This is a genomic window from Orbus sasakiae, assembly GCF_039542345.1.
Taxonomy (GTDB): domain Bacteria; phylum Pseudomonadota; class Gammaproteobacteria; order Enterobacterales; family Orbaceae; genus Orbus; species Orbus sasakiae.
In genome coordinates, this window is record NZ_BAABHY010000001.1 from 1,436,915 (window position 1) to 1,457,299 (window position 20,385).

Consider the following 20,385-nt stretch of genomic DNA (forward strand, 5'->3'; position numbering starts at 1 on the left):
AACGATTATAAATCTTTACATGAAACCATACTTATCGATAGAGCACGAAAAGCCAAATTCATAATGCTAAGCGTCTCAAATTTATCATATTTAAATAATATATCAATGATATTTTTACCATTGATTAATTTAAAAGAATGTTAAAAATCATATAATTAAGCATAAAGATAATCTTTAGAGATAATCTATTTAAGTATAAAATATTTACTTAATATTACTATTAAAATATTTATCGTTAATAAATCGCTTTATCGATTAATTTAAGCTTTTCGCTAATTTGACCACTTTATTAAAAGTATGGCGCAATAAAGTAGGAATCGATTCAACGCCGCGTTTTTTAGCATCATCACACACGGCAATCGCAAGGTCTGGTTTGGAACTTTTATGGATCGCTTTTTGAATGATTCGGTTAATCGGTAAATCAATATGATCTGTGGTTGCATAACCTGCCATTTTATAAACATGACTAAACCCATGTTTAAAAAGAAAATTCTCGATATCTCTAGCGGGTAAAATGGTCAAATAATGATTAATATCGCCTTCTTGTGGACATAATGATGTAACAGTATCCGCATATTTTTTACCCGCTGTATCACCATCGGTAAGTACATGCCAGCTAATTCCCATTTTATTAGCATATTTAATTAATGGACGTAAGCCACATTGTGCAAACTCAATAAGTTGAACGCCTTCAGATCCTAAATGGTATCCGCTTTGTTCAGCTAATTCTCGTAATAACCAAACTTCAGTTTCTCCTTCAACTAATAACCAGCAACGTGCAAAAATTGAAGAAGCACGTCGATACAAAATATGAAATAGTATTCGGCGACTATCGCCAACACTTAAGCCATTTTCGCCTGTATGCATTGCAACGATGCCTGAAGGTTTACGGATAAGATGATAAATATGTTCTAATGAAAATAATGACACTAAATCACTTGAATTTGTGGTAATAAATTTTTGAGTTGGGAAGTTTTTGAGTAAACGAAAACCAACAGATAAAATAATAGGATGTAGCTGACTTTCTGGCTCTTCTAATATTAAAATTGGCACTGACTCGGGCAGTAATTGATTATTGCCTTTAGCCATAATTATTGCACTAAATACGCCCATTAACATTGCTCGGACATAGTTATCGTCTAAATCATCGAGTAAGTCATTGATACGTTCTAACGAATTCCACTCTTCTGTAGTTGGAGTTGGCTGTTTTGCTATATTTTTATAATGGTAACGACGTTTTCTATCGACTAAATAATATTCAAGCAATGCTTTGGCGGCGACTAACCCGCGTGCTAAATCATGTTGAGAAAATTGCTTCGAATGTTCTGTTAATTGTGCTGATAGTTGATCGATATAATAATGTGATAATGGTTGATTAGTGATAGGTAAATGCTCTTCATTAACAGGATTTTTGAGACGCATGACGGGATTAAGTAAAACTAATTGTTTAATCAATGTATCCTGATCTGTGAGATTAATCTTATTGCCATAAATATCAATGAAATAGTGATGAGTTACAATTTTATCTGCTCGTTTATCAGCCTTAATTTGATAGCGTATTACTTTTTTTAGTAATTGAGTATCATGGTATGCAAGTTTTGCTAAAGATGAATAATGTATTTGTTTTAGCTCATTTTCACTACTCTCAGTGAATTTGAATTGAATACTCGCCACATCTGCTTGATATTTGTCATCGTAAAAAAAATCACTATCAATAAATTGATAAAACGGGTTATCCAATGACAATAACATCAATGCACTGATTAGACTTGAACGACCCCAGCGATTTTCACCAATTAATACATTGCTATCTTTATTAAGATCGAGTGTTAATTGCTTTATCCCTTTAAATCCATGAATATCAACCTGAGTCAAATACATAAGTACGCCTTTTTGAATACTATGATAAGTTTAATATACTTAATCATTTAGCGTTGTACAAATAAAGTTAACGACTTCAATCGAAATTATTCAATAATGATCATATAAAGCATGACTTTGAGATTATTTTGGTGGTTTTTTAAGCAGCGTTATTGTATCATTTTTGATCAAGATAAAAACATGATAAAAATCAGCAAGACTTCACTAAAATTCAAGTTAAAATCTTGCTGTAATTGACTAATAGACTAAAATCTATTTACGTATTAAAGGTAATAGACTTTGCCCATATTGCATTGGTGATAGCGAAAAATAATCAGCAATTGTTTGTCCAATATCAGCAAATGTTTCACTTTTAGTTAATGCAATTGGTTTAATTTTATGACCGTAAATCAATACAGGGATATGTTCTCGAGTATGTTCACTGCCAACCCATGTTGGATCACAACCATGATCAGCAGTTAGGATTAATACATCTTCCTCTTGTAATAATGACAACATTTCAGGTAAACGTCGGTCAAATAATTCAAGTGCACTTGCATAACCAGCAACATCACGACGGTGACCATAAGAAGAGTCAAAATCCACAAAATTGGTAAATACAATAGTATTATCTTGTGCAAGTTTTATTTCTTCAAGGCTTGCATCAAATAATGCATTAATTCCAGTTGCTTTAACTTTTTTGGTAATACCGGTATTAGCATAAATATCTGCAATTTTACCGACGGACACAACATGCCCCTGTTTTTCATCAACCAGTTTTTGTAATACCGTTTTTGATGGTGGCTCAACAGCATAGTCATGACGATTACCCGTTCGCATAAAATCAGTTTTATCATTACCAACAAATGGTCTTGCTATCACTCGACCTATGTTATATCCCTCTTCAGTTAATATTTCACGTACTAATTCACACAATTGATAGAGTTTTTCTAAGCCAAAAGCCTCTTCATGGGCTGCAATTTGAAATACAGAATCAGCTGACGTATAAAAAATTGGTAAGCCTGTTTTAACATGCTCTTCACCCAAAGCTTCAATAATAGTGGTTCCTGAAGAATGACAATTTCCTAAACATCCCTTAATATCTGATTTTTGGTAGATTTTTTCAAGTAGTTCAGTTGGAAAACTATTCGTATGTTCAGTAAAGTAGCCCCAATCAAATAACACAGGTACACCGGCAATTTCCCAATGCCCAGAAGGCGTATCTTTACCGGTTGATATTTCTTGAGCATAACCATAAGCACCGATAACATGTTCAGGTTTACTTATACCTTGTGGATACAGCCCTGTCGATAATTCGGCAGCTAAACCTAAACCTAATTTATTTAAGTTCGGTATATGCAATGGACCATGACGTCCACCTTGTTCGGCTTTACCTTGCGCACACCATTTTGCGATATGACCAAAAGTATCACTACCTTCATCTCCGTACTTGTGGGCATCATGGCTTGCACCAATCCCAAAAGAGTCTAACAACATAACAAAAATTCTTTTCATAACCTACCTTAAATATAAATGGCTTTATCAATCTCACTACTAGCGCAAGATTCTATATTATCAAATCAGAAATTTCACCCTTACATTGAATAAATTCTTTGAGCTTATCAATGTTTTTAATTTCTAGTTTTCCTTCATTTTTTAGCACAATATCCAATTTAATTAATTCATTTACTGCTCGACGATAAACACGATCCGTGGTACCAAAACGTTCGGCCTCTAAGTAGTTTTTTTGAAAATTATTTACTGGCTGAATATTTAGATGGTGCTGATAAAGATCAAAAGCAATATTATAACAAATCGAATATAGTGTTCTTTTTAAAAAAATATCCAATGTATCTTGATAATCAATCGCGATAGCACTGGCAAAAAATAGCGCTAATTTAGGATGTTCAATTAACGCATGATATAATTTATCGGCGCTAACAACTGAGATCGTTAACGCCTCTTCAGCTATAATATCAAATTGGCATTGATAACTAGTAAAAAACTCCATTTCACCAAAGACATGTTCATCACAATCAACAGTACCAAGATGAAAACGACGACCATTAGCAGCTTCGTAACGAATTGAAATTGTCCCATTATAAACGAGAATTAAATCATGAACTTTACAGCCTTGTCGAAATAGTATTGTTTTTTCATCAACAATTTTTTTTTCAACAATGCATTGCTCAATAATTGATTCAATAAGATTATCATGACTTTGCCAGTATGTACTGAAACGACCTTTATTTAAAGACTTCAATTGCATATATTTCTAGCCACCACCGTACATTTTAGCGTTTAATCGTTTAAAAAAACGAATATGATCATCATACCACTATTTCAATTAAAACTTATAGCTAACACTAAAATAATGCCCAAAACCGCTGGTTTTTCCTGCACCTGAATTATTTTTAACCAACGCCATATTACGGAAATATTTTAAACCATAACCAATCGCCATATGATCAGTATGCCAATAGAATCCGTTATACCATTCAATCGCATTGTTACTATAAAGTGGATTATTGGTTAGTTTGTTCGCACCAAATTGGTAATCAAAATAGCCTTGGTAGTTAAGTGTGCTAGTATTTGTAAACTGGTAAACAGGTGTTGACCAACTCGTTGAAAACATATAGCCATCCCATTTACCCTCATTGGGCTCATTATAATTTTCACGGACATAACGTGCATATAGATTCATACCCACTAAACCAAACCAGGGCATATCTATATCAGCACCAATCCCTAAATATTGTTCAAACAGCTCTCGATCTCCAATATTATTTACATTAGCTATATAGAGTTCTTTGACTGGTCCAAATGAAAAATCAGATTGAAATAAACCATCAAGTGAAATTCTTGGTGAAATTTTCGCAAAGAAATTATCACCATCATGTCTATCATCCTGTTTGCGATCAAAAATGTCAAAAATATCAACATATCCATACAGATCTAAAATACCATATCTGGCGCCAAACTCGGTTTCTAGATAAGTATCATTCTTGATATCATAAGGAAGCTTTGCATTAACACTTTGCATGAGATTGAGTTGTAACCAACCATAATCATTTTTATGCAAATCGCCATCTTTATAATCTGCAGCCTGAACATATGAGACGCTAACACAAATTAAAAGTGTACTCAGAATCGATTTTAAAAATTTATAATTCAGCATAGTATTAGCCTTCAATTGAAATGATTGTTTTTCGTTTTAAGAATAATGAGATAATCAGCATTAAAATAATTACCGCATAAAATACCGGAATAGCATTCATAATGATTTGGGTACCAAAATATTCTTGGAATAAAGAACTTATTGCAGGGCTAAACATTGCACCAGCACTCCCACTGACCAGAATAAAAGATACGTTCTTACTTGATGCATTTTTAACAAACGTGACACCATAAGCGACAAACGAGTTATAAAGTGCAGAACAAACGAATCCATAACCATAAGTAAAGTAGCTAATATGATTAAGATTTTCGGTATTAACGACTGCAACCGTCATGACAAAAGCTAAAGAGATAATTGCCATAAAAAAGTAATGGATTTTAACGCGTGAAACGATGACCGTTGACACTAATGCACCAATTAACGCTGCAGCCCAATATTGGGTAATAATATTGCCGGCGTCTTCAAATGTAATCGCAAATTTTTGACTGACAAACAGTGGTGCCCAAGTTAAAAAGGTATATAAAGCAAGCATGGCTAAAAATAATCCCAAGCCCGCTGATAGGATACCAAAATTCCATTCTGACTTTTGATGATATTGCTGCTGTTCAACCGTTTTTGGTGCAGCAATTAAATCAAAATTTGTTAATACAATAACAACTAACATCAATACGGCAATAAAACCGACAGTTAAGTAGCTACTTGCCCAAGACAAAGCATGCGTTAAAGCATATGTCGTGATTAACGGGAAAATCACACCAGCAATATTAAATGTTGCATCTTGTACCACTAACATTGCACTTTGTACTTTATTTTGCCAAATTGAAACAACGATAGTACCAGCGATACACAACCCAATACCGCCGCATAGTCCAATCAATGTCATCCCAATATTGAGCAGCATTAATGAGTCAGTGAGATATATCATTAAGGTACAAGCAACAATAATACTATAGCTGAGTAGTGTAATACGCTTAATACCAATAATATCAATCAAGAAAAATGCTAAAATTGTACCAACTAATGCCCCGCCATTAAGTAAAGAGAAAATAAGAGCAACTTGATTCACATCAGCATTAAAACTGTGTGCGATCGGTTCAATTAACATACCAAACTGGCTAGCAAAGCCAGCCATAATAAAATTAGCTAAGAAACTAATGATTGTGAGCGATAATTTATTCTTCATAATATTGTCCAGAAAAATTATACAACGTGGAGTTAAGGTTTAATGGCGACTTGTAAAGCTAGCTGAATCATATTGTTAAATGTCAACTGTCGTTCTTCAGCCGTTGTTTCCTCGCCCGTTAAGCAGTGATCAGAAACCGTTAAAATAGCCAAAGATTCAATATTAAATTGTTGAGCAATACCATAAAGACCTGCAACTTCCATATCGATACCTAAAACTCCTGATTTTTCTAACGTACTCATTAACGTTTCGTCAGGATCATAATAAAGATCACCACTAAAAACATTACCGGCTTTAACGGGTAAATCCATTTTTTTGGCAATTTCATAAGCACGGTGTAATAATGAAAAAGTCGCTGAAGTAGCAATGTTATAACCATTTGCCCTTTTTTGATTTGTAACTGAATCTGTTCCTGCGGCGACCGCTAAAATAACATCACGCATTTTGACGTCATGCTGTGTTGCCCCTAAACTTCCAATCCGAATAATACGTTTCACATTAAAATCATTGATTAATTCATGTGCATAAAGCGTGATCGAAGGAATTCCCATACCATGTCCCATGACTGAAACGGGAATACCATTATACATGCCTGTATAACCTAACATATTACGCACATTACAGATTTGTTTTGCATTGGTTAAATAAGTTTCGGCAATGAATTTAGCTCGTAGCGGATCTCCTGGCATGATAACAGTTTGAGCAAAGTCATTTTTTTGAGCATTAATATGTGCTGTCATAATATTTCCTAAGTAATTGAAGATTTCAGCACAATTATAATGAGGGTGTTTTTCTTTCAACTAGGACATAAGTCCGAAGCAAATGTTCTATGCCTCATTTTTATGAATTTGTTAACATGATCACAACAGAAGTAGCAACGATGACATAGCTAAATAGGATAAGATAGTTTAAATAAGGCAATGGACTGATAACACCAAGATGTCATAAGTCCATTTATAAGCGTCGATATAAAGATTAATTTATTTGATTCATTTTAGCAGACTTAGTCCACATTCTAACGCCGTTAATCGCAATGAACATTAAAATAGTATATTCAATCGCCATAGCATAAACGCCTTGTAGTGCAAAAATCACAACAGAGATTACATTAATCATTATCCATAAAATCCAATTTTCAACATACTTACGCGTCATCAAAATTTGAGCGACGATAGACAATACCATTAAACTTGAATCCCAAAATGGATAAGCATCGGGGGCTAATGTGGGTGTATCAATATTAAACCCAACTGTATTTAATACATTGACAGTAATATCAGTAAAACACGCAAAAACAGGATCAATATAGAATGTTAGTAGAATTATCGAGATGAGACTGATTACCAACCATATTAACATTTTCGGTAATGACATCCAGCGCGTTTTAAGAGTAACTTCTTGTGTATCTTGCTTGACGCGTGTCCATGCATACCAACCATAAATATTTGCAGCAAAAAAGAAAATTTGTAGTAATAAACTGGCATATAAGTTAATTTGGAAAAAAATAATTGCAAATAAACTTACATTTAATAATCCAAACAAATAATTGATGGTTTTTTCAATACTTGCTAAATAAATACACAGCAGGCCGCAAATCGTCCCAATAGCTTCAATATAAGACAGATCATATCCGCCCGATCCTAGCGGAATATGAACAAGTATATTACCTGTACTAAAGAATTCTAGCATGTAAGTATCCTTTTATTAAGGAGATTGTTTTTCTATTATAAATGATAAATCTACTAAATAACGCTCTTATACGATTTTTTTTTGTATATTTTAACGATTTATTTAATTTATTAAATTTCAAACTTTTTTTTAATCTAAAACAACCAAGAAATAAAAATAAATGCTATTAATCAATAGGATAAATAAAATTAACCCCCTATTAACGCTACCGCATATGGACCTAAAATCGGTGTTTACTTTTTTGATCAAGCTCACAAATGTAAAAAATTTGTTTTTATTTTTACGTAATTTATATTATTCTTGCCACAAAATTGAAACGTTCCAATTTTTTCATAAAAGTGTCATAAAAATAAAATATAATGACATTTCTCAATAAATAGGAGAGCAATGTGAGACTTCAATTCTTAGGAACTGCGGCATCTGAGGGGATTCCAAACCCGTTTTGCAAATGTGAAATTTGTGAAAAAACGCGCAGTTTAAAAGGAAAAAATATACGAACTCGTAGCGCATTGGTAATTGATGATGTAATGCAAATTGATTTAGCACCAGAATTCAGTTATCAAGTAATGCGTGAAAATGTTGACGTAACCAAAATAAAAGATCTACTTTTTACACATACCCACCCTGATCATTTTAATGTTGGTGATCTGTTCAGTCGCATGGTTGATTACGGATTCAATATTACTCACCCTCTTTATATCTATGGCAATGATATTGCAATAAATGGCACATTGGCTGTTTTACCTGGCTACAGTAAAGAACGTTTTGTATTTAACTTAATGGTCCCTTACCAAACCGTAACGACTTCAAGTGGTTATCAAGTAACAGCCCTGCTTTCTAACCATGCAAAATGGGAATTTTGTTTTATCTATCTTATTGAGAAAGATGGTAAAACCATGCTTTATGGTCATGATTCTGGATACTTTCCTGAATTGACATGGCAATGGTTAAAAAACAGTGGTAAGAAAATTGACTTAGCAATTTTTGAATGTACCTATGGGTATAAACACAATGATCGCACTGATAATCACATGAGTATTGAAACCGTTTTATCTGCACAAAAACGTATGCTTGATGATGGTATTTTCCATAGTGAAACTCAGTTATTAACATCTCATCATTCACATAGCAGTGGCTTTATGCATGATGAACTTGTTGAAATTTTTAAACCACACAATATTGAAGTAGCCTATGATGGCTTGATCAAAACAATTTAATAATAATGGAATTAACTATGTTTAAATTACCTCGTTTACTGGTTATGATGTTTTTACAATATTTCGTGCAGGGAGCATGGAATATGGTGATCGGAGCAGTACTTGCCGCTTATGGATTAAAAGAAATTGTAGGCTCAACTTATTCAATGTTGGGTATTGCAACCATCATTTCCCCGCTTTTTGTTGGTATGATTGCTGACCGCTTTATTGCATCACAAAAAGTGATGGGTATATTGCATATTATCAATGCTGGTGTTTTATTCTTATTACCTAGCTTTGTCGTTAACCATAATGAAAGTGGCTTCTTAATGATGATTTTCATTGTTGGCTTGCTATTCTATCCAACGACTGCTTTAGCAAACAGTGTTAGCTTTAGACATATTGATGGCGTGAAATGGTTCCCTATCGTACGTGTATTTGGCACAATAGGTTTTATGACTGTTGGTTTCACAATGGGTGATAAAGTACTTGATATTGCGAAAACTACCAATACCTTTACTTTAGCTGCAGGGGCTTCTGTACTGTATGGTCTATACTGCTTTACATTGCCGAATACACCGCCATCTGCTAAAAACAAAAAAATCTCTATGCGTGAAATTTTATGTTTAGATGCATTATCACTATTCAAAGATAAATATTTCTCAATCTTTATGTTTTCAACGTTTATTTTAATGATTCCGAAAACAGCTTATAGTGCATATTTACCAGTTTACTTACCTGTATTGAATTTAGACCCAGCAACAATGATGCAAATTGCTATTGCAACTGAAGTTATCTTTATGGTGTTTTTATCATTCTTACTTGGTCGTTTTGGCTTTAAAAAGGTCATTTTATTTGGCGCAATCAGCTGGATTATTCGAAGCTTAATCTTATCTCAAGCGGCAGTGTCAGATCATTACTTCTTATACATCGTTGGCGCATTATTACTACAAGGGTTATGTTGGGACTTCTTCTTTACTGCAGGTGATATTTATGTAGATAAAAAAGCAGGACCGGGTATTAAAGCACAGGCACAAGGCTTACGTTTTATCGTATCTAATGGCTTTGGTGTATTTATGGCAGCATCAGTATGTGGCTTTATCAATAACCGTGTTGTTACTGAAAAAGCTATGCCAGCAGCAGCATCACAATGGCAAGAGTTCTGGATTTATCCGGCAATTGTTGCTGTAGTAGTGACCATTGGTTTCTGGATTTTCTTTAATGATAAAGATGTCCTAATGAAACCAAAAGAAGAAGCAAATTCTTAATGAATTTGCAACATGATGAAAATTTGGACTCAATAATAATAAAAAAATAACAATAATAATAAACGCCTTGTTACAAGGAAGTAACTTAAATTGCTAATAATTTCATGGGTTATTAGCAATTTTTCTTTTTTAACATATTAAATTAATGAATTAATAACTCACTATTTTGACTCAATTCCTCATTTAATAATTCGATCGTTTGCTCGCTGCTAAACGCTTGCTTAACCCACATCTTAATATGTTTACCGATAATGTTTTCAACTTGACGAAGATCGATACATTTACCATTTGCCAAATGATTTTCTCGAATACCATTAGGGTAATTTTCATGGGCAATATTAAACCAAGGATAACTATTCATAATTTGCTGATTTTGAAAAATATTGTCGCGAGCTGTCGAACCGCCTAATAGCGCAATCTGTTCACTAATCTCTTCAGAAAAGAACCAGTTAAAAAATTTAGCAACAGCCGCATTTTTTTGGCTATATTTAGACATACTTAAAGACCCACCACCAAACAATGGTGTATTACCCGGCACTGCCGTATAACCAATTAACGGTAAAATATTTTTACAAGAAATATAGGAAAATAAGTTCATATAAACAATTAACATGGCTAAATGACCTTGTTCAAATTGTTTCACTGACTCTTGCCACCAACTAGCATCCAAATTTTTAGCAATCTGATTAAATTGACTAAATTCTTGCAAAGTTTTTAACGCGATATCCTGGTTTAATATAATATGTTCATTTTCTATTAGTTTACCGCCATGGGCATAGTAACGTAGTAAAAACTCTGAAGCGACAATCTCTGTGTTCCCTAGTGTGACACAACTCCCAAATTCAACTGGTGATTCACCGTTAAGTTGTTGATTGAAAAATTCTGCAACCTTACCAAATTCAGTAAAATTTGTTGGAATATCCAGATTTTGCCGATACCGTTCAAAATAAAGTCGCTTTATTAATGGATCATTGAACAGATCACGTCGATAAAACAGTATTTGGATACTCGGATCAAATGGTATCGCGTATACTGTCTCATGAATATAACTAAAGCGCTCAATAATTTCTGTTGAATAATGGCTTAGCATCTCATTCAAATCAATATTTAATTCATTAAGTGGCTTAAAAGACGAACGGGCAAACCATGGTAAACTTGCCATATCAATACGAATAATATCAATATTTTTATGCTGTTCCAATTCACTAACTAACCGATAAATTTCATCAAATGGTTTAACGATAAGATTGACATCAATACCGCTGACTTTCTTAAAATGCGGTAATAATTTTCGTACAGCTTCGGTTGATGGACTTGGTAAAATTAAAAAATTAATCGTCTGATTACAATCTAATGCCGGCGATTTTTCAGGTAAAGCTAAAAAACCCTGATTATCTAGCGGCACAAGCGACTTGCCTTCAATCATATCAACAATGCTAATACTCAGCATGGCATAATTCATTTGATATTGATAAAAGCTATCTTCTAAAAACAAATTTTTATTTGATAACGTATAAATCGGTGGACACGGATTGAGACTGCCAAAATAGTTAGCATTACGAATATAGTGAGCTCGTTCGATATCACTCGTCACTATCGCATCAAGTTTTTCGCTTTGTTCTGCAAAAAAACTAAATGCTAAACTGTAATTACTTTCAACGGGCAATGACTCTGTTTTATGCAAATTAAATGGATAATTTAACTGTTTAAACTGATCTATTAAGCCTTTTTTTAATAAATTAGAATAACTCTTTTTATCGGAATTGGTAAATACGCCAATATTATGATAGCCGTTTCGAATGATTGCATCAGCAATATCTTTACCAGCCTGTTCAAAATTTAAAGAAATAAACTGTTCTGCATCAACAGGCTTTCGATAAACAAAGATAATTTTATTTTTATCTGTTTTGATCGTTTGATAATAATCTTCAGCACTGTCTAAGCAAGTAACAACAATAATTGCGGAATCACGTTTAGTCGCAATAGTCTGAATAAACTTTAACTCAAGTTCTTTTGCATCATGTGTTAAATACAGTGCTAACTCGTAGCCTTTTAAATTTAAATTACTAAATAAGCCATCATATAAATTTGAGTACTGCTCGGAGGTAATATTAGGTAACACGACTGAAATGGTTTTCGCCGATCCTTCTTTTAAGATTTTAGCTTGCAAATTAAGTTGGTAGCCTAGCTTTTGCGCCGCATCTTCAACAAGTTTAATTTTTTTGGCACTGACATTTCCTCGCCCATTAAGTACATTTGATACTGTACCATGCGAAACACCTGCCATTGTTGCAATATCCTTAATTGTTGGCACGTTCTATTCGCTCCTATTAAAAATATATATGAATCCATTAACAAGATTATAACACTAATTTTTCTTGTGATTAAAATGAGCATTACACTCTTTAATGAATTATTACAATTTTATATCAATCACTTGAAAATAATGCGTTAATCATAATCTCAACGATTATTAATAACGATGGTGAATCGCAATTGTCTTTAATACAAAGTCATCGAACTATGTTAAAATAATCTCAAATAGTATGACAAATAATGAGATATAGCATGGATATAACCGAATTTCATGAGCGTTCTGACCAACTTTTTCAAGACATTGAGCAACAACTTGATGAATATGCAGAGCAGTATGATACTGATATTGACTACGAGAGCCATGGTAATGTGATTGCCATTACCTTTGAAAACCAAAGTAAAATTATTATTAATACACAAGAGCCATTATTACAGATCTGGATGGCGACGCGTAGACAAGGATACCATTTTGATTTTAAAGATGGTGATTGGTTGTGTAGTCGTAGCGGCGTTCCCTTTCGTCAACTTTTTGATGAGTCGATCAAAGATCAAATTAGTCATTAAAAAAGGCGCTAAACGCGCCTTCTTATCATTTAATCTTTAACATTCGTTATTTCGCTGTTTTATCACTTCGTGATAATCCAACAATCCCCGATCGTACCATTTCAATGATTTCACAAGTTTCACGAATCGCATTTAAAAATGACTCTAGTTTTTCGCTTGTTCCTGCCAATTGAACTATATATTGGGTTGCTTTAACATCAACGATTGAACCACGAAATATATCAACACAGCGTTTAACTTCATCACGAGCTTGTGAGCTTTTTGCTGCAACTTTAATGAGCATAATTTCACGTTCAACGTGTGGCCCTTCAGTTAAATCATAAACACGATATACATCGACTAACTTATGTAACTGTTTCTGAATTTGTTCAAGTACATGAGCATCACCACTTGTTTGAATTGTCATGCGTGACATCGTTGGATCTTCTGTAGGTGCAACGGTAACACTTTCAATATTAAAACCGCGCTGAGAAAATAACCCAATAATACGAGATAACGCGCCAGGTTCATTTTCAATAAGTATCGATAAAATATAACGCATTATGTTCTCTCCGTTTTACTTAACCACATTTCATTCATAGCCCCACCACGAATTTGCATTGGGTAAACGTGCTCTGTTGCATCAGTCATAACATCAATGAACACTAGTTTATTTTTGATTGCCAAAGCCTCTTTCATCATTGGCTCTAAATCACTGCGTTTTTTAATTGAGATACCGACATGACCATATGCCTGTGCAATTTTTGCAAAATCAGGTAATGATTCCATATAAGAACTAGAGTGACGCCCTGCGTAAATCATGTCTTGCCACTGTTTTACCATACCTAAAAAACGATTATTCAAATTTAAAATGATGACAGGTAAATCGTACTGTAAGGCAGTCGAAAGCTCTTGGATATTCATCTGGATGCTACCATCGCCCGTAATACAAACAACGCATTTTTTAGGGAATGCCAACTTCACACCTAACGCAGCAGGAAAACCAAAACCCATCGTACCTAAACCACCAGACGTAATAAAATGGCGAGGTTTATCAAATGGGTAATAAAGAGCAGCAAACATTTGATGTTGGCCAACATCCGTTGTAACGTAGGCATCGCCTTTGGTCAGCTTATAAAGGACTTCGATGGCTTCTTGTGGTTTAATTAAATCACCATCATGACTATATGATAAACAGTGCTTTGCACGCCAATGTTCAATTTGATTCCACCAGTTAACTAATGCATCTAAATCACGGTTAGGCGTTTCATCAGCCAATTGTTCTAGCATATTTTCAACAACAAATTTGGCATCTCCTACAACTGGTACGGTTGCCATAACGGTTTTTGAAATTGAGGTTGGGTCAATATCAACATGTAAAATTTTTGCTTCTGGGCAATATTTTGCTAAATTATTAGTCGTACGATCATCAAAACGGACTCCAACGGCTAAAATCACATCTGCATTATGCATTGCCATATTTGCTTCGTAAACACCGTGCATACCAAGCATACCCAAATTTTGTTTATGCGTACCAGGGAAAGCACTAATTCCCATTAATGTTGTTGTAACAGGCAGATTCAGTTTTTCAGCTAGTTTTTTAACAGCACTAGTCGCATCCGCCGTAATCACCCCGCCACCAATGTAGAACACTGGTTTTTTAGCATTAATTAAGACTTTTAGCGCTTTTTTAATTTGCCCTTTATGTCCTTGGACGGTCGGGTTATAAGAACGCATGGTTATCGACTCAGGATAGTGGTAAGTATACTTTAATGCAGGATTCATCACATCTTTGGGTAAATCAATAACGACGGGGCCAGGTCGACCTGTTGAAGCAATATAAAACGCTTTTTTTATTGTTTCAGGAATATCTTCCGTTTTCTTTACCAAAAAACTGTGCTTTACAACTGGACGTGAAATACCAATCATGTCACATTCTTGGAAAGCATCATAACCAATCAAATGACTAGCGACTTGGCCTGAAATCACAACCATCGGAACGGAATCCATATAAGCTGTTGCAATGCCCGTTATTGTATTGGTTGCACCAGGCCCCGAAGTGACTAACACTACACCAACATCGCCAGTTGCTCTTGCATAACCATCAGCCATATGGACTGCTGCTTGTTCATGCCTAACCAAAACATGCTCAATACCGCCTAACGTATGCAAAGCATCATAAATATCAAGAACACTACCACCTGGATAACCAAAAACTTGTTTAACTCCCTGATCAACCAAGGATTGAATTACCATCTCTGCGCCTGACAATTTTGCCATGCCTGCCTCCAATATGACTCTTTTCAAATGATAAGAGCATGTTTATTGATTAAGAATAGATAGAATTATAATGATTAAATTAAAATTGTTAAGTACAACATGCTTAAATTAGGTGCTAATTTTTTGGTTAGCATGACTATTCACACTATCAGCCCATTACCCTACCACTAATGATGGATATCGTATTGTCCGTATCGACTTTATTGGTTTTATATCTACCAACTGTTATAATTATTTATAATTTAAAATTAAGGGATATTATGCAAATATGGATCGATGCCGATGCCTGTCCGAATCCGATAAAAGACATTATCTACCGCGCAGCCAATCGTAAACAGATTTTGGTGACATTAGTTGCTAATCAATGGTTGAAACTCCCTCCATCACCTTATATAAAAATGATGCAGGTAGAAAAAGGCTTTGATATTGCTGATAATCAAATCGTTAAACTTGTTCAACCCAATGATTTGGTAGTAACATCTGACATTCCCTTAGCGGCTGATGTATTAAATAAACACGCAAATGTATTAACCCCGAGAGGTGAACGTTATACACTTGAAACAATAAAAGAACGCTTAGTAATGCGTGATTTTATGGAAACAATGCGGGCAAGTGGTATCCAGTCTGGTGGTCCAGCGCCTTTTTCAGCAAAAGATCGGGAGCAATTTGCAAACCAATTAGATAGATTAATAACACAATTTAATAAGGAGTAATCTGGTGATAACAATTTATGGTATTAAAAATTGTGACACAATGAAAAAAGCGTTTAATTGGCTTGATGAACAACATATTGATTACCATTTTCATAATTATAAAACCGATGGACTCAATGCTGAACAGTTACAAACTTTATTAGACTTACTTGGCTGGCAAACATTACTGAACACAAAAGGCACGACTTGGCGTAAACTTGATGAAGCATCGCGTAATAGCGTCGTTGATGAAACAACAGCAAAAGCGGTCATGCTTGAAAATACATCGATAATTAAACGCCCTATTTTAGTCCATGGTCAAAATGCGATTGCCGGGTTTTCTGCTGAACGTTATCAACAATTCTTTGAGAACTAATCTATGTCTGAATCTGTAATAGAATTAACTAAACAACTGATTGCACAAAAATCAGTAAGTCCAGATGACAAATCATGTCAGGAAATCATTATCGCTCGGTTAAAAGCATTGGGCTTTACGATTGAAGAGCTTAATTTTAACCAGACTAAAAACTTATGGGCTTATCATGGTGAAGGTGAAACATTGATGTTTGCAGGCCACACTGATGTTGTTCCGGCTGGCGACGAATCAAAATGGCGTTTCCCGCCTTACCAACCCACGATTGATGATGAAGGAAATTTATACGGACGTGGTGCTGCCGATATGAAAAGTGGTGTTGCTGCGATGGTATGTGCTGCTGAAGATTATGTTAAACAATATCCATATCACAAAGGACGTATTGCCTTTTTATTAACTTCTGATGAAGAAGCCGATGCGCTTGATGGTACCGTTAAAGTGGTGGAAGCACTAATTCAGCGCCAAGAACAGATTAATTACTGTATCGTGGGTGAACCGTCTAGTGAAAAAACTGTCGGCGATCAAATTAAAAATGGTCGCAGAGGTTCAATTACAGCTAATTTAGTGGTACATGGAATACAAGGTCATGTTGCCTATCCTCATTTAGCCGACAATCCTGTTCATCGATTCGCACCGGCTTTAAATGAATTAGTCAATACTATATGGGATCAAGGCAATCAATATTTTCCACCAACATCGATGCAAATCGCCAATATTAATGGCGGTACAGGTGCAGAAAACGTGATTCCAGGTGATTTAAAGGTCCAATTCAATTTTCGCTTTAGCAGTGAATTAACGGATCAAATCATTAAAGAACGCGTTGAGACAATTCTTAAAAAATATCATTTAAACTATACATTGAATTGGCGTTTATCTGGTCAACCATTTTTGACAAAGCAAGGTAAGCTGACAGAAACAGCAAGCCAAGCAATTAATAATATTGTGCATATTAATCCAATACTATCGACGAGTGGTGGTACTTCTGATGGACGTTTTATCGCTAAAATGGGTTGTCAGGTGATTGAGCTCGGTGTAATCAATGCCACTATTCATAAAGTTAATGAACATGTGCATTGTGATCAAATTGTCAAATTAAAAGCCATTTATCAACAAATTTTAGAACGATTATTTAGCGAGTAATATCATGGAATGGTTAAAAGACTATTGGTGGATTATTTTAATTATATTATTGGGTGTTTTCATTAATACCATTAAAGATTTAAATAAACTCAGTTTTAAAGAATACTTGAAAAAGAAAAAAGGAATTAAACCCATTCCATATGATGACGATGATGATTGGCCCCAAAATAATAAACCTAAATAATATCAAATATAAGGCCTCGATGAGGTCTTTTTTATACAATAGTATTTACGATAATTTTGTTAACGGAAAAATTCACCCTATCGATTAGATATTTGACATCAAACAGCATAAATAGTTATAAAAGATTACGCTAAATTGTTATTTACATTTCTTTTTTTTTAAAGATAATGAGAACGATTATTATTTACATAATAGGGTTATAGTCGTGTCTAAACTTAAATCAACTTACTTTTTATCATTACTAATCAGTCTGAGTTGTGGTAGTGCTTACGCTCAAGATATTGAAAATACGGAACCAGATGATGTCATAGTGATAACAGCCGCGGAACAAACGCGTCAAGCACTGGGTGCATCGACCATCACAGCGCAAGATATTCAAAAATCACCACCTAAAAATGATCTATCTGAAATTATTCGGACCATGCCTGGCGTTAATTTAACTGGTAATTCAACCAGCGGTCAACGTGGTAATAATCGCCAAATTGATATTCGAGGTATGGGGCCTGAAAATACGTTAATTTTAATTGATGGTAAACCTGTTAAGAGCCGTATGTCGGTACGCTATGGCTGGCGCGGTGAGCGTGATACACGTGGAGATACTAACTGGGTACCCGCAGATCTGGTCGAACGCATTGATGTTATCCGTGGTCCGGCTGCAGCTCGTTATGGTGATGGTGCGGCTGGTGGTGTTGTAAATATTGTGACAAAACAACCCACAGGCGAGTTTCACGGTTCAATCAATAGCTATCTAAGTTTTCCTAGTCATAGTAAGGAAGGTGCTACAAAACGCACTGACTTTATGTTAACCGGTGGGTTAACTGATCAATTGAGTTTTAGATTATATGGTAACTTAAATAAAACAGATGCCGATGCATGGGATATTAACCAAGGTCATGAATCAACGCGAACAGGGACTAATCTAGGAACGTTTCCTGCAGGCCGAGAAGGTGTACGAAATAAAGATATTAATGGTTTAATCCGTTGGGATATTAGCGACACCCAATCGATAGACTTTGAAGCAGGTTACAGTCGTCAAGGCAATATTTATGCAGGAGATACACAAAATACAAACACTAATTCATATGTTAAAGGCTTGTATGATCAAGAGACAAATCGTTTATACCGTCAAAATTATTCAATAACGCATCGCGGTTATTGGGAAAGTGGTGTTAGTTCGTTATCTTATATCCAATATGAAAAGACTAATAACAGCCGAGTAAATGAAGGTTTAGCTGGAGGAACTGAAGGTATCTTTGCTTCAAATAAATTGAGCACGAGCCAGTATACTAACCTCACCTTACATAATGAAACCAATATACCTTTAATTTTATTTAAACCACAAACCATTACAATTGGTATTGAATATAATTATCAAAAATTAGATGATCCAACATCGAATACTCAAACGACAACGGAAGCAGGTTCTGTGAGTTGGATAAGTGATACAAACCGATCAACAAAATCTTCGGCTAGTGCTTATGCAATGTTTGTAGAAAATAATATTGAATTAACATCTACAACGATTTTAACGCCTGAACTGCGATTTGACTATAATAGTCTATCTGGTAGTAATTGGAGCCCTGCGCTTAATCTATCTCAAGAGTTAGGTGACTATTTTACTTTGAAACTGGGCATTGCTAGAGCTTATAAATCACCAAATCTATACCAATCAAATCCTAACTACTTGCTTTATAGTCGTGGTCAAGGTTGTCCTGGTGGGAGTAGTAAAAGCTGTTATTTAATCGGTAATGAAAATTTAAGTCCAGAGACCAGTGTTAATAAAGAGATCGGTATAGAATTTCACAATAATGACGTTTTAGTAGCTGGAATAACCTATTTCCGTAATGATTATCATAATAAAATTGAGTCGGGTTTAACTGCTATTGGTCAAGCAGAAGGTGGGACTAACCCTAACTATGCAAATGCCAATATATTCCAGTGGAGTAATGTACCTCGAGCTGTAGTTGAAGGTCTTGAAGGTAATTTCACTTTACCAATTACCAATCGACTTAATTGGAGTAATAATTTAACTTGGATGTTAAAAACCAAAAATAAACTAACTGGTGATTATCTATCAATTATCCCTAAATTCACATTAAACTCATCGCTAAGTTGGCAAGCTACTGATGCGCTATCATTAAAAACATCTATCACATGGTATGGTCGTCAAAAACCAAAAAAATATGACTTTAATGGTGATCCAGTGAGTGGAAGCTCATCTAATCAATTAAGCCCCTATTCAATTGTTAATTTAAGCGGACAATATCAATTTAATAAGAATATTGCTGTCACAGCAGGCATTGATAATATATTTGATAAGCGTTTATTTAGATCTGGTAATGCCGCTGCAGTAAAAAATAGTGCGGGTGTGACAACGATTGATGGCGCTGGCGCGGCTACGTACAATGAACCTGGCCGTACATTTTATATCAGTACCAACATTTCGTTTTAGCATGGTTTTCATTGAACTAAATAGGAGGCAC

18 protein-coding genes are annotated in these 20,385 nt (G+C 34.7%); 8 read left to right on the forward strand and 10 right to left on the reverse strand.

Features of this window, described 5'->3' with window-relative positions; genetic code table 11:
• Positions 1-255: 255 nt before the first annotated feature.
• From ABEA36_RS06250 to pnuC, 7 genes are all read right to left on the reverse strand, one after another.
• Positions 256-1,881, reverse strand: a complete 1,626-nt coding sequence (locus tag ABEA36_RS06250) for a DUF2813 domain-containing protein (RefSeq protein WP_345489936.1) — start codon at positions 1,879-1,881, stop codon at positions 256-258.
• Between the two features lie 252 nt (positions 1,882-2,133).
• A complete protein-coding gene (locus tag ABEA36_RS06255; RefSeq protein ID WP_345489938.1) occupies positions 2,134-3,375 on the reverse strand; it encodes a phosphopentomutase in 1,242 nt (413 codons plus the stop codon).
• Positions 3,376-3,427: 52 nt separating this feature from the next.
• The gene (locus tag ABEA36_RS06260; protein ID WP_345489940.1) at positions 3,428-4,129 is read right to left on the reverse strand and encodes a Crp/Fnr family transcriptional regulator; all 702 of its coding nucleotides are present in this window, start codon (positions 4,127-4,129) and stop codon (positions 3,428-3,430) included.
• A gap of 78 nt (positions 4,130-4,207) precedes the next feature.
• Positions 4,208-5,038, reverse strand: a complete 831-nt coding sequence (locus ABEA36_RS06265; protein ID WP_345489942.1) for a nucleoside-specific channel-forming Tsx family protein — start codon at positions 5,036-5,038, stop codon at positions 4,208-4,210.
• Between the two features lie 4 nt (positions 5,039-5,042).
• Positions 5,043-6,221 carry an MFS transporter TsgA gene (tsgA, locus tag ABEA36_RS06270; protein WP_345489944.1) on the reverse strand — a complete coding sequence of 393 codons (1,179 nt, stop codon included), beginning with the start codon at positions 6,219-6,221 and terminating at the stop codon, positions 5,043-5,045.
• A gap of 32 nt (positions 6,222-6,253) precedes the next feature.
• On the reverse strand, positions 6,254-6,961 hold the full coding sequence (gene deoD, locus ABEA36_RS06275; RefSeq protein WP_345489946.1) for a purine-nucleoside phosphorylase: 708 nt from the start codon (positions 6,959-6,961) through the stop codon (positions 6,254-6,256).
• 235 nt (positions 6,962-7,196) lie between these two features.
• Positions 7,197-7,910 carry a nicotinamide riboside transporter PnuC gene (pnuC, locus tag ABEA36_RS06280; RefSeq protein WP_345489948.1) on the reverse strand — a complete coding sequence of 238 codons (714 nt, stop codon included), beginning with the start codon at positions 7,908-7,910 and terminating at the stop codon, positions 7,197-7,199.
• Between the two features lie 389 nt (positions 7,911-8,299).
• Between pnuC and ABEA36_RS06285 the strand changes: the two genes are divergently transcribed.
• Together ABEA36_RS06285 and ABEA36_RS06290 are read left to right on the forward strand one after the other, a co-directional pair.
• Positions 8,300-9,127, forward strand: a complete 828-nt coding sequence (locus ABEA36_RS06285; RefSeq protein WP_345489950.1) for an MBL fold metallo-hydrolase — start codon at positions 8,300-8,302, stop codon at positions 9,125-9,127.
• Between the two features lie 17 nt (positions 9,128-9,144).
• A complete protein-coding gene (locus ABEA36_RS06290; RefSeq protein ID WP_345489952.1) occupies positions 9,145-10,374 on the forward strand; it encodes an MFS transporter in 1,230 nt (409 codons plus the stop codon).
• Between the two features lie 142 nt (positions 10,375-10,516).
• Here ABEA36_RS06290 and ABEA36_RS06295 read toward each other — a convergent pair whose 3' ends face one another.
• On the reverse strand, positions 10,517-12,688 hold the full coding sequence (locus ABEA36_RS06295) for an extracellular solute-binding protein (protein WP_345489954.1): 2,172 nt from the start codon (positions 12,686-12,688) through the stop codon (positions 10,517-10,519).
• Positions 12,689-12,942: 254 nt separating this feature from the next.
• On the opposite strand from ABEA36_RS06295, the gene cyaY reads away from it, so the two are divergent.
• A complete protein-coding gene (gene cyaY, locus ABEA36_RS06300) occupies positions 12,943-13,254 on the forward strand; it encodes an iron donor protein CyaY (RefSeq protein ID WP_345489956.1) in 312 nt (103 codons plus the stop codon).
• Positions 13,255-13,300: 46 nt separating this feature from the next.
• On the opposite strand, the gene ilvN is transcribed toward cyaY, so the two are convergent.
• Positions 13,301-13,798 carry an acetolactate synthase small subunit gene (ilvN, locus tag ABEA36_RS06305; protein ID WP_345490890.1) on the reverse strand — a complete coding sequence of 166 codons (498 nt, stop codon included), beginning with the start codon at positions 13,796-13,798 and terminating at the stop codon, positions 13,301-13,303.
• Positions 13,795-15,513 carry an acetolactate synthase 3 large subunit gene (gene ilvI / locus ABEA36_RS06310; RefSeq protein ID WP_345489958.1) on the reverse strand — a complete coding sequence of 573 codons (1,719 nt, stop codon included), beginning with the start codon at positions 15,511-15,513 and terminating at the stop codon, positions 13,795-13,797. Before ilvI ends, ilvN begins: the two co-directional genes overlap by 4 nt.
• Before the next feature lie 260 nt (positions 15,514-15,773).
• Between ilvI and ABEA36_RS06315 the strand changes: the two genes are divergently transcribed.
• The 5 genes from ABEA36_RS06315 to ABEA36_RS06335 all read left to right on the forward strand — a co-directional run bounded on the left by ABEA36_RS06315 (position 15,774) and on the right by ABEA36_RS06335 (position 20,354).
• Positions 15,774-16,226, forward strand: a complete 453-nt coding sequence (locus tag ABEA36_RS06315) for a YaiI/YqxD family protein (RefSeq protein WP_345489960.1) — start codon at positions 15,774-15,776, stop codon at positions 16,224-16,226.
• A gap of 4 nt (positions 16,227-16,230) precedes the next feature.
• Positions 16,231-16,581, forward strand: a complete 351-nt coding sequence (locus ABEA36_RS06320; protein ID WP_345489962.1) for an ArsC family reductase — start codon at positions 16,231-16,233, stop codon at positions 16,579-16,581.
• A 3-nt stretch (positions 16,582-16,584) separates the two neighbouring features.
• Positions 16,585-17,718 carry a succinyl-diaminopimelate desuccinylase gene (gene dapE / locus ABEA36_RS06325; protein ID WP_345489965.1) on the forward strand — a complete coding sequence of 378 codons (1,134 nt, stop codon included), beginning with the start codon at positions 16,585-16,587 and terminating at the stop codon, positions 17,716-17,718.
• Positions 17,719-17,722: 4 nt separating this feature from the next.
• Complete coding sequence (locus tag ABEA36_RS06330; RefSeq protein WP_345489967.1) at positions 17,723-17,902, forward strand: hypothetical protein; 180 nt, start codon at positions 17,723-17,725, stop codon at positions 17,900-17,902.
• Positions 17,903-18,146: 244 nt separating this feature from the next.
• The gene (locus ABEA36_RS06335; RefSeq protein WP_425571896.1) at positions 18,147-20,354 is read left to right on the forward strand and encodes a TonB-dependent siderophore receptor; all 2,208 of its coding nucleotides are present in this window, start codon (positions 18,147-18,149) and stop codon (positions 20,352-20,354) included.
• The last annotated feature ends 31 nt before the right edge of the window (positions 20,355-20,385 follow it).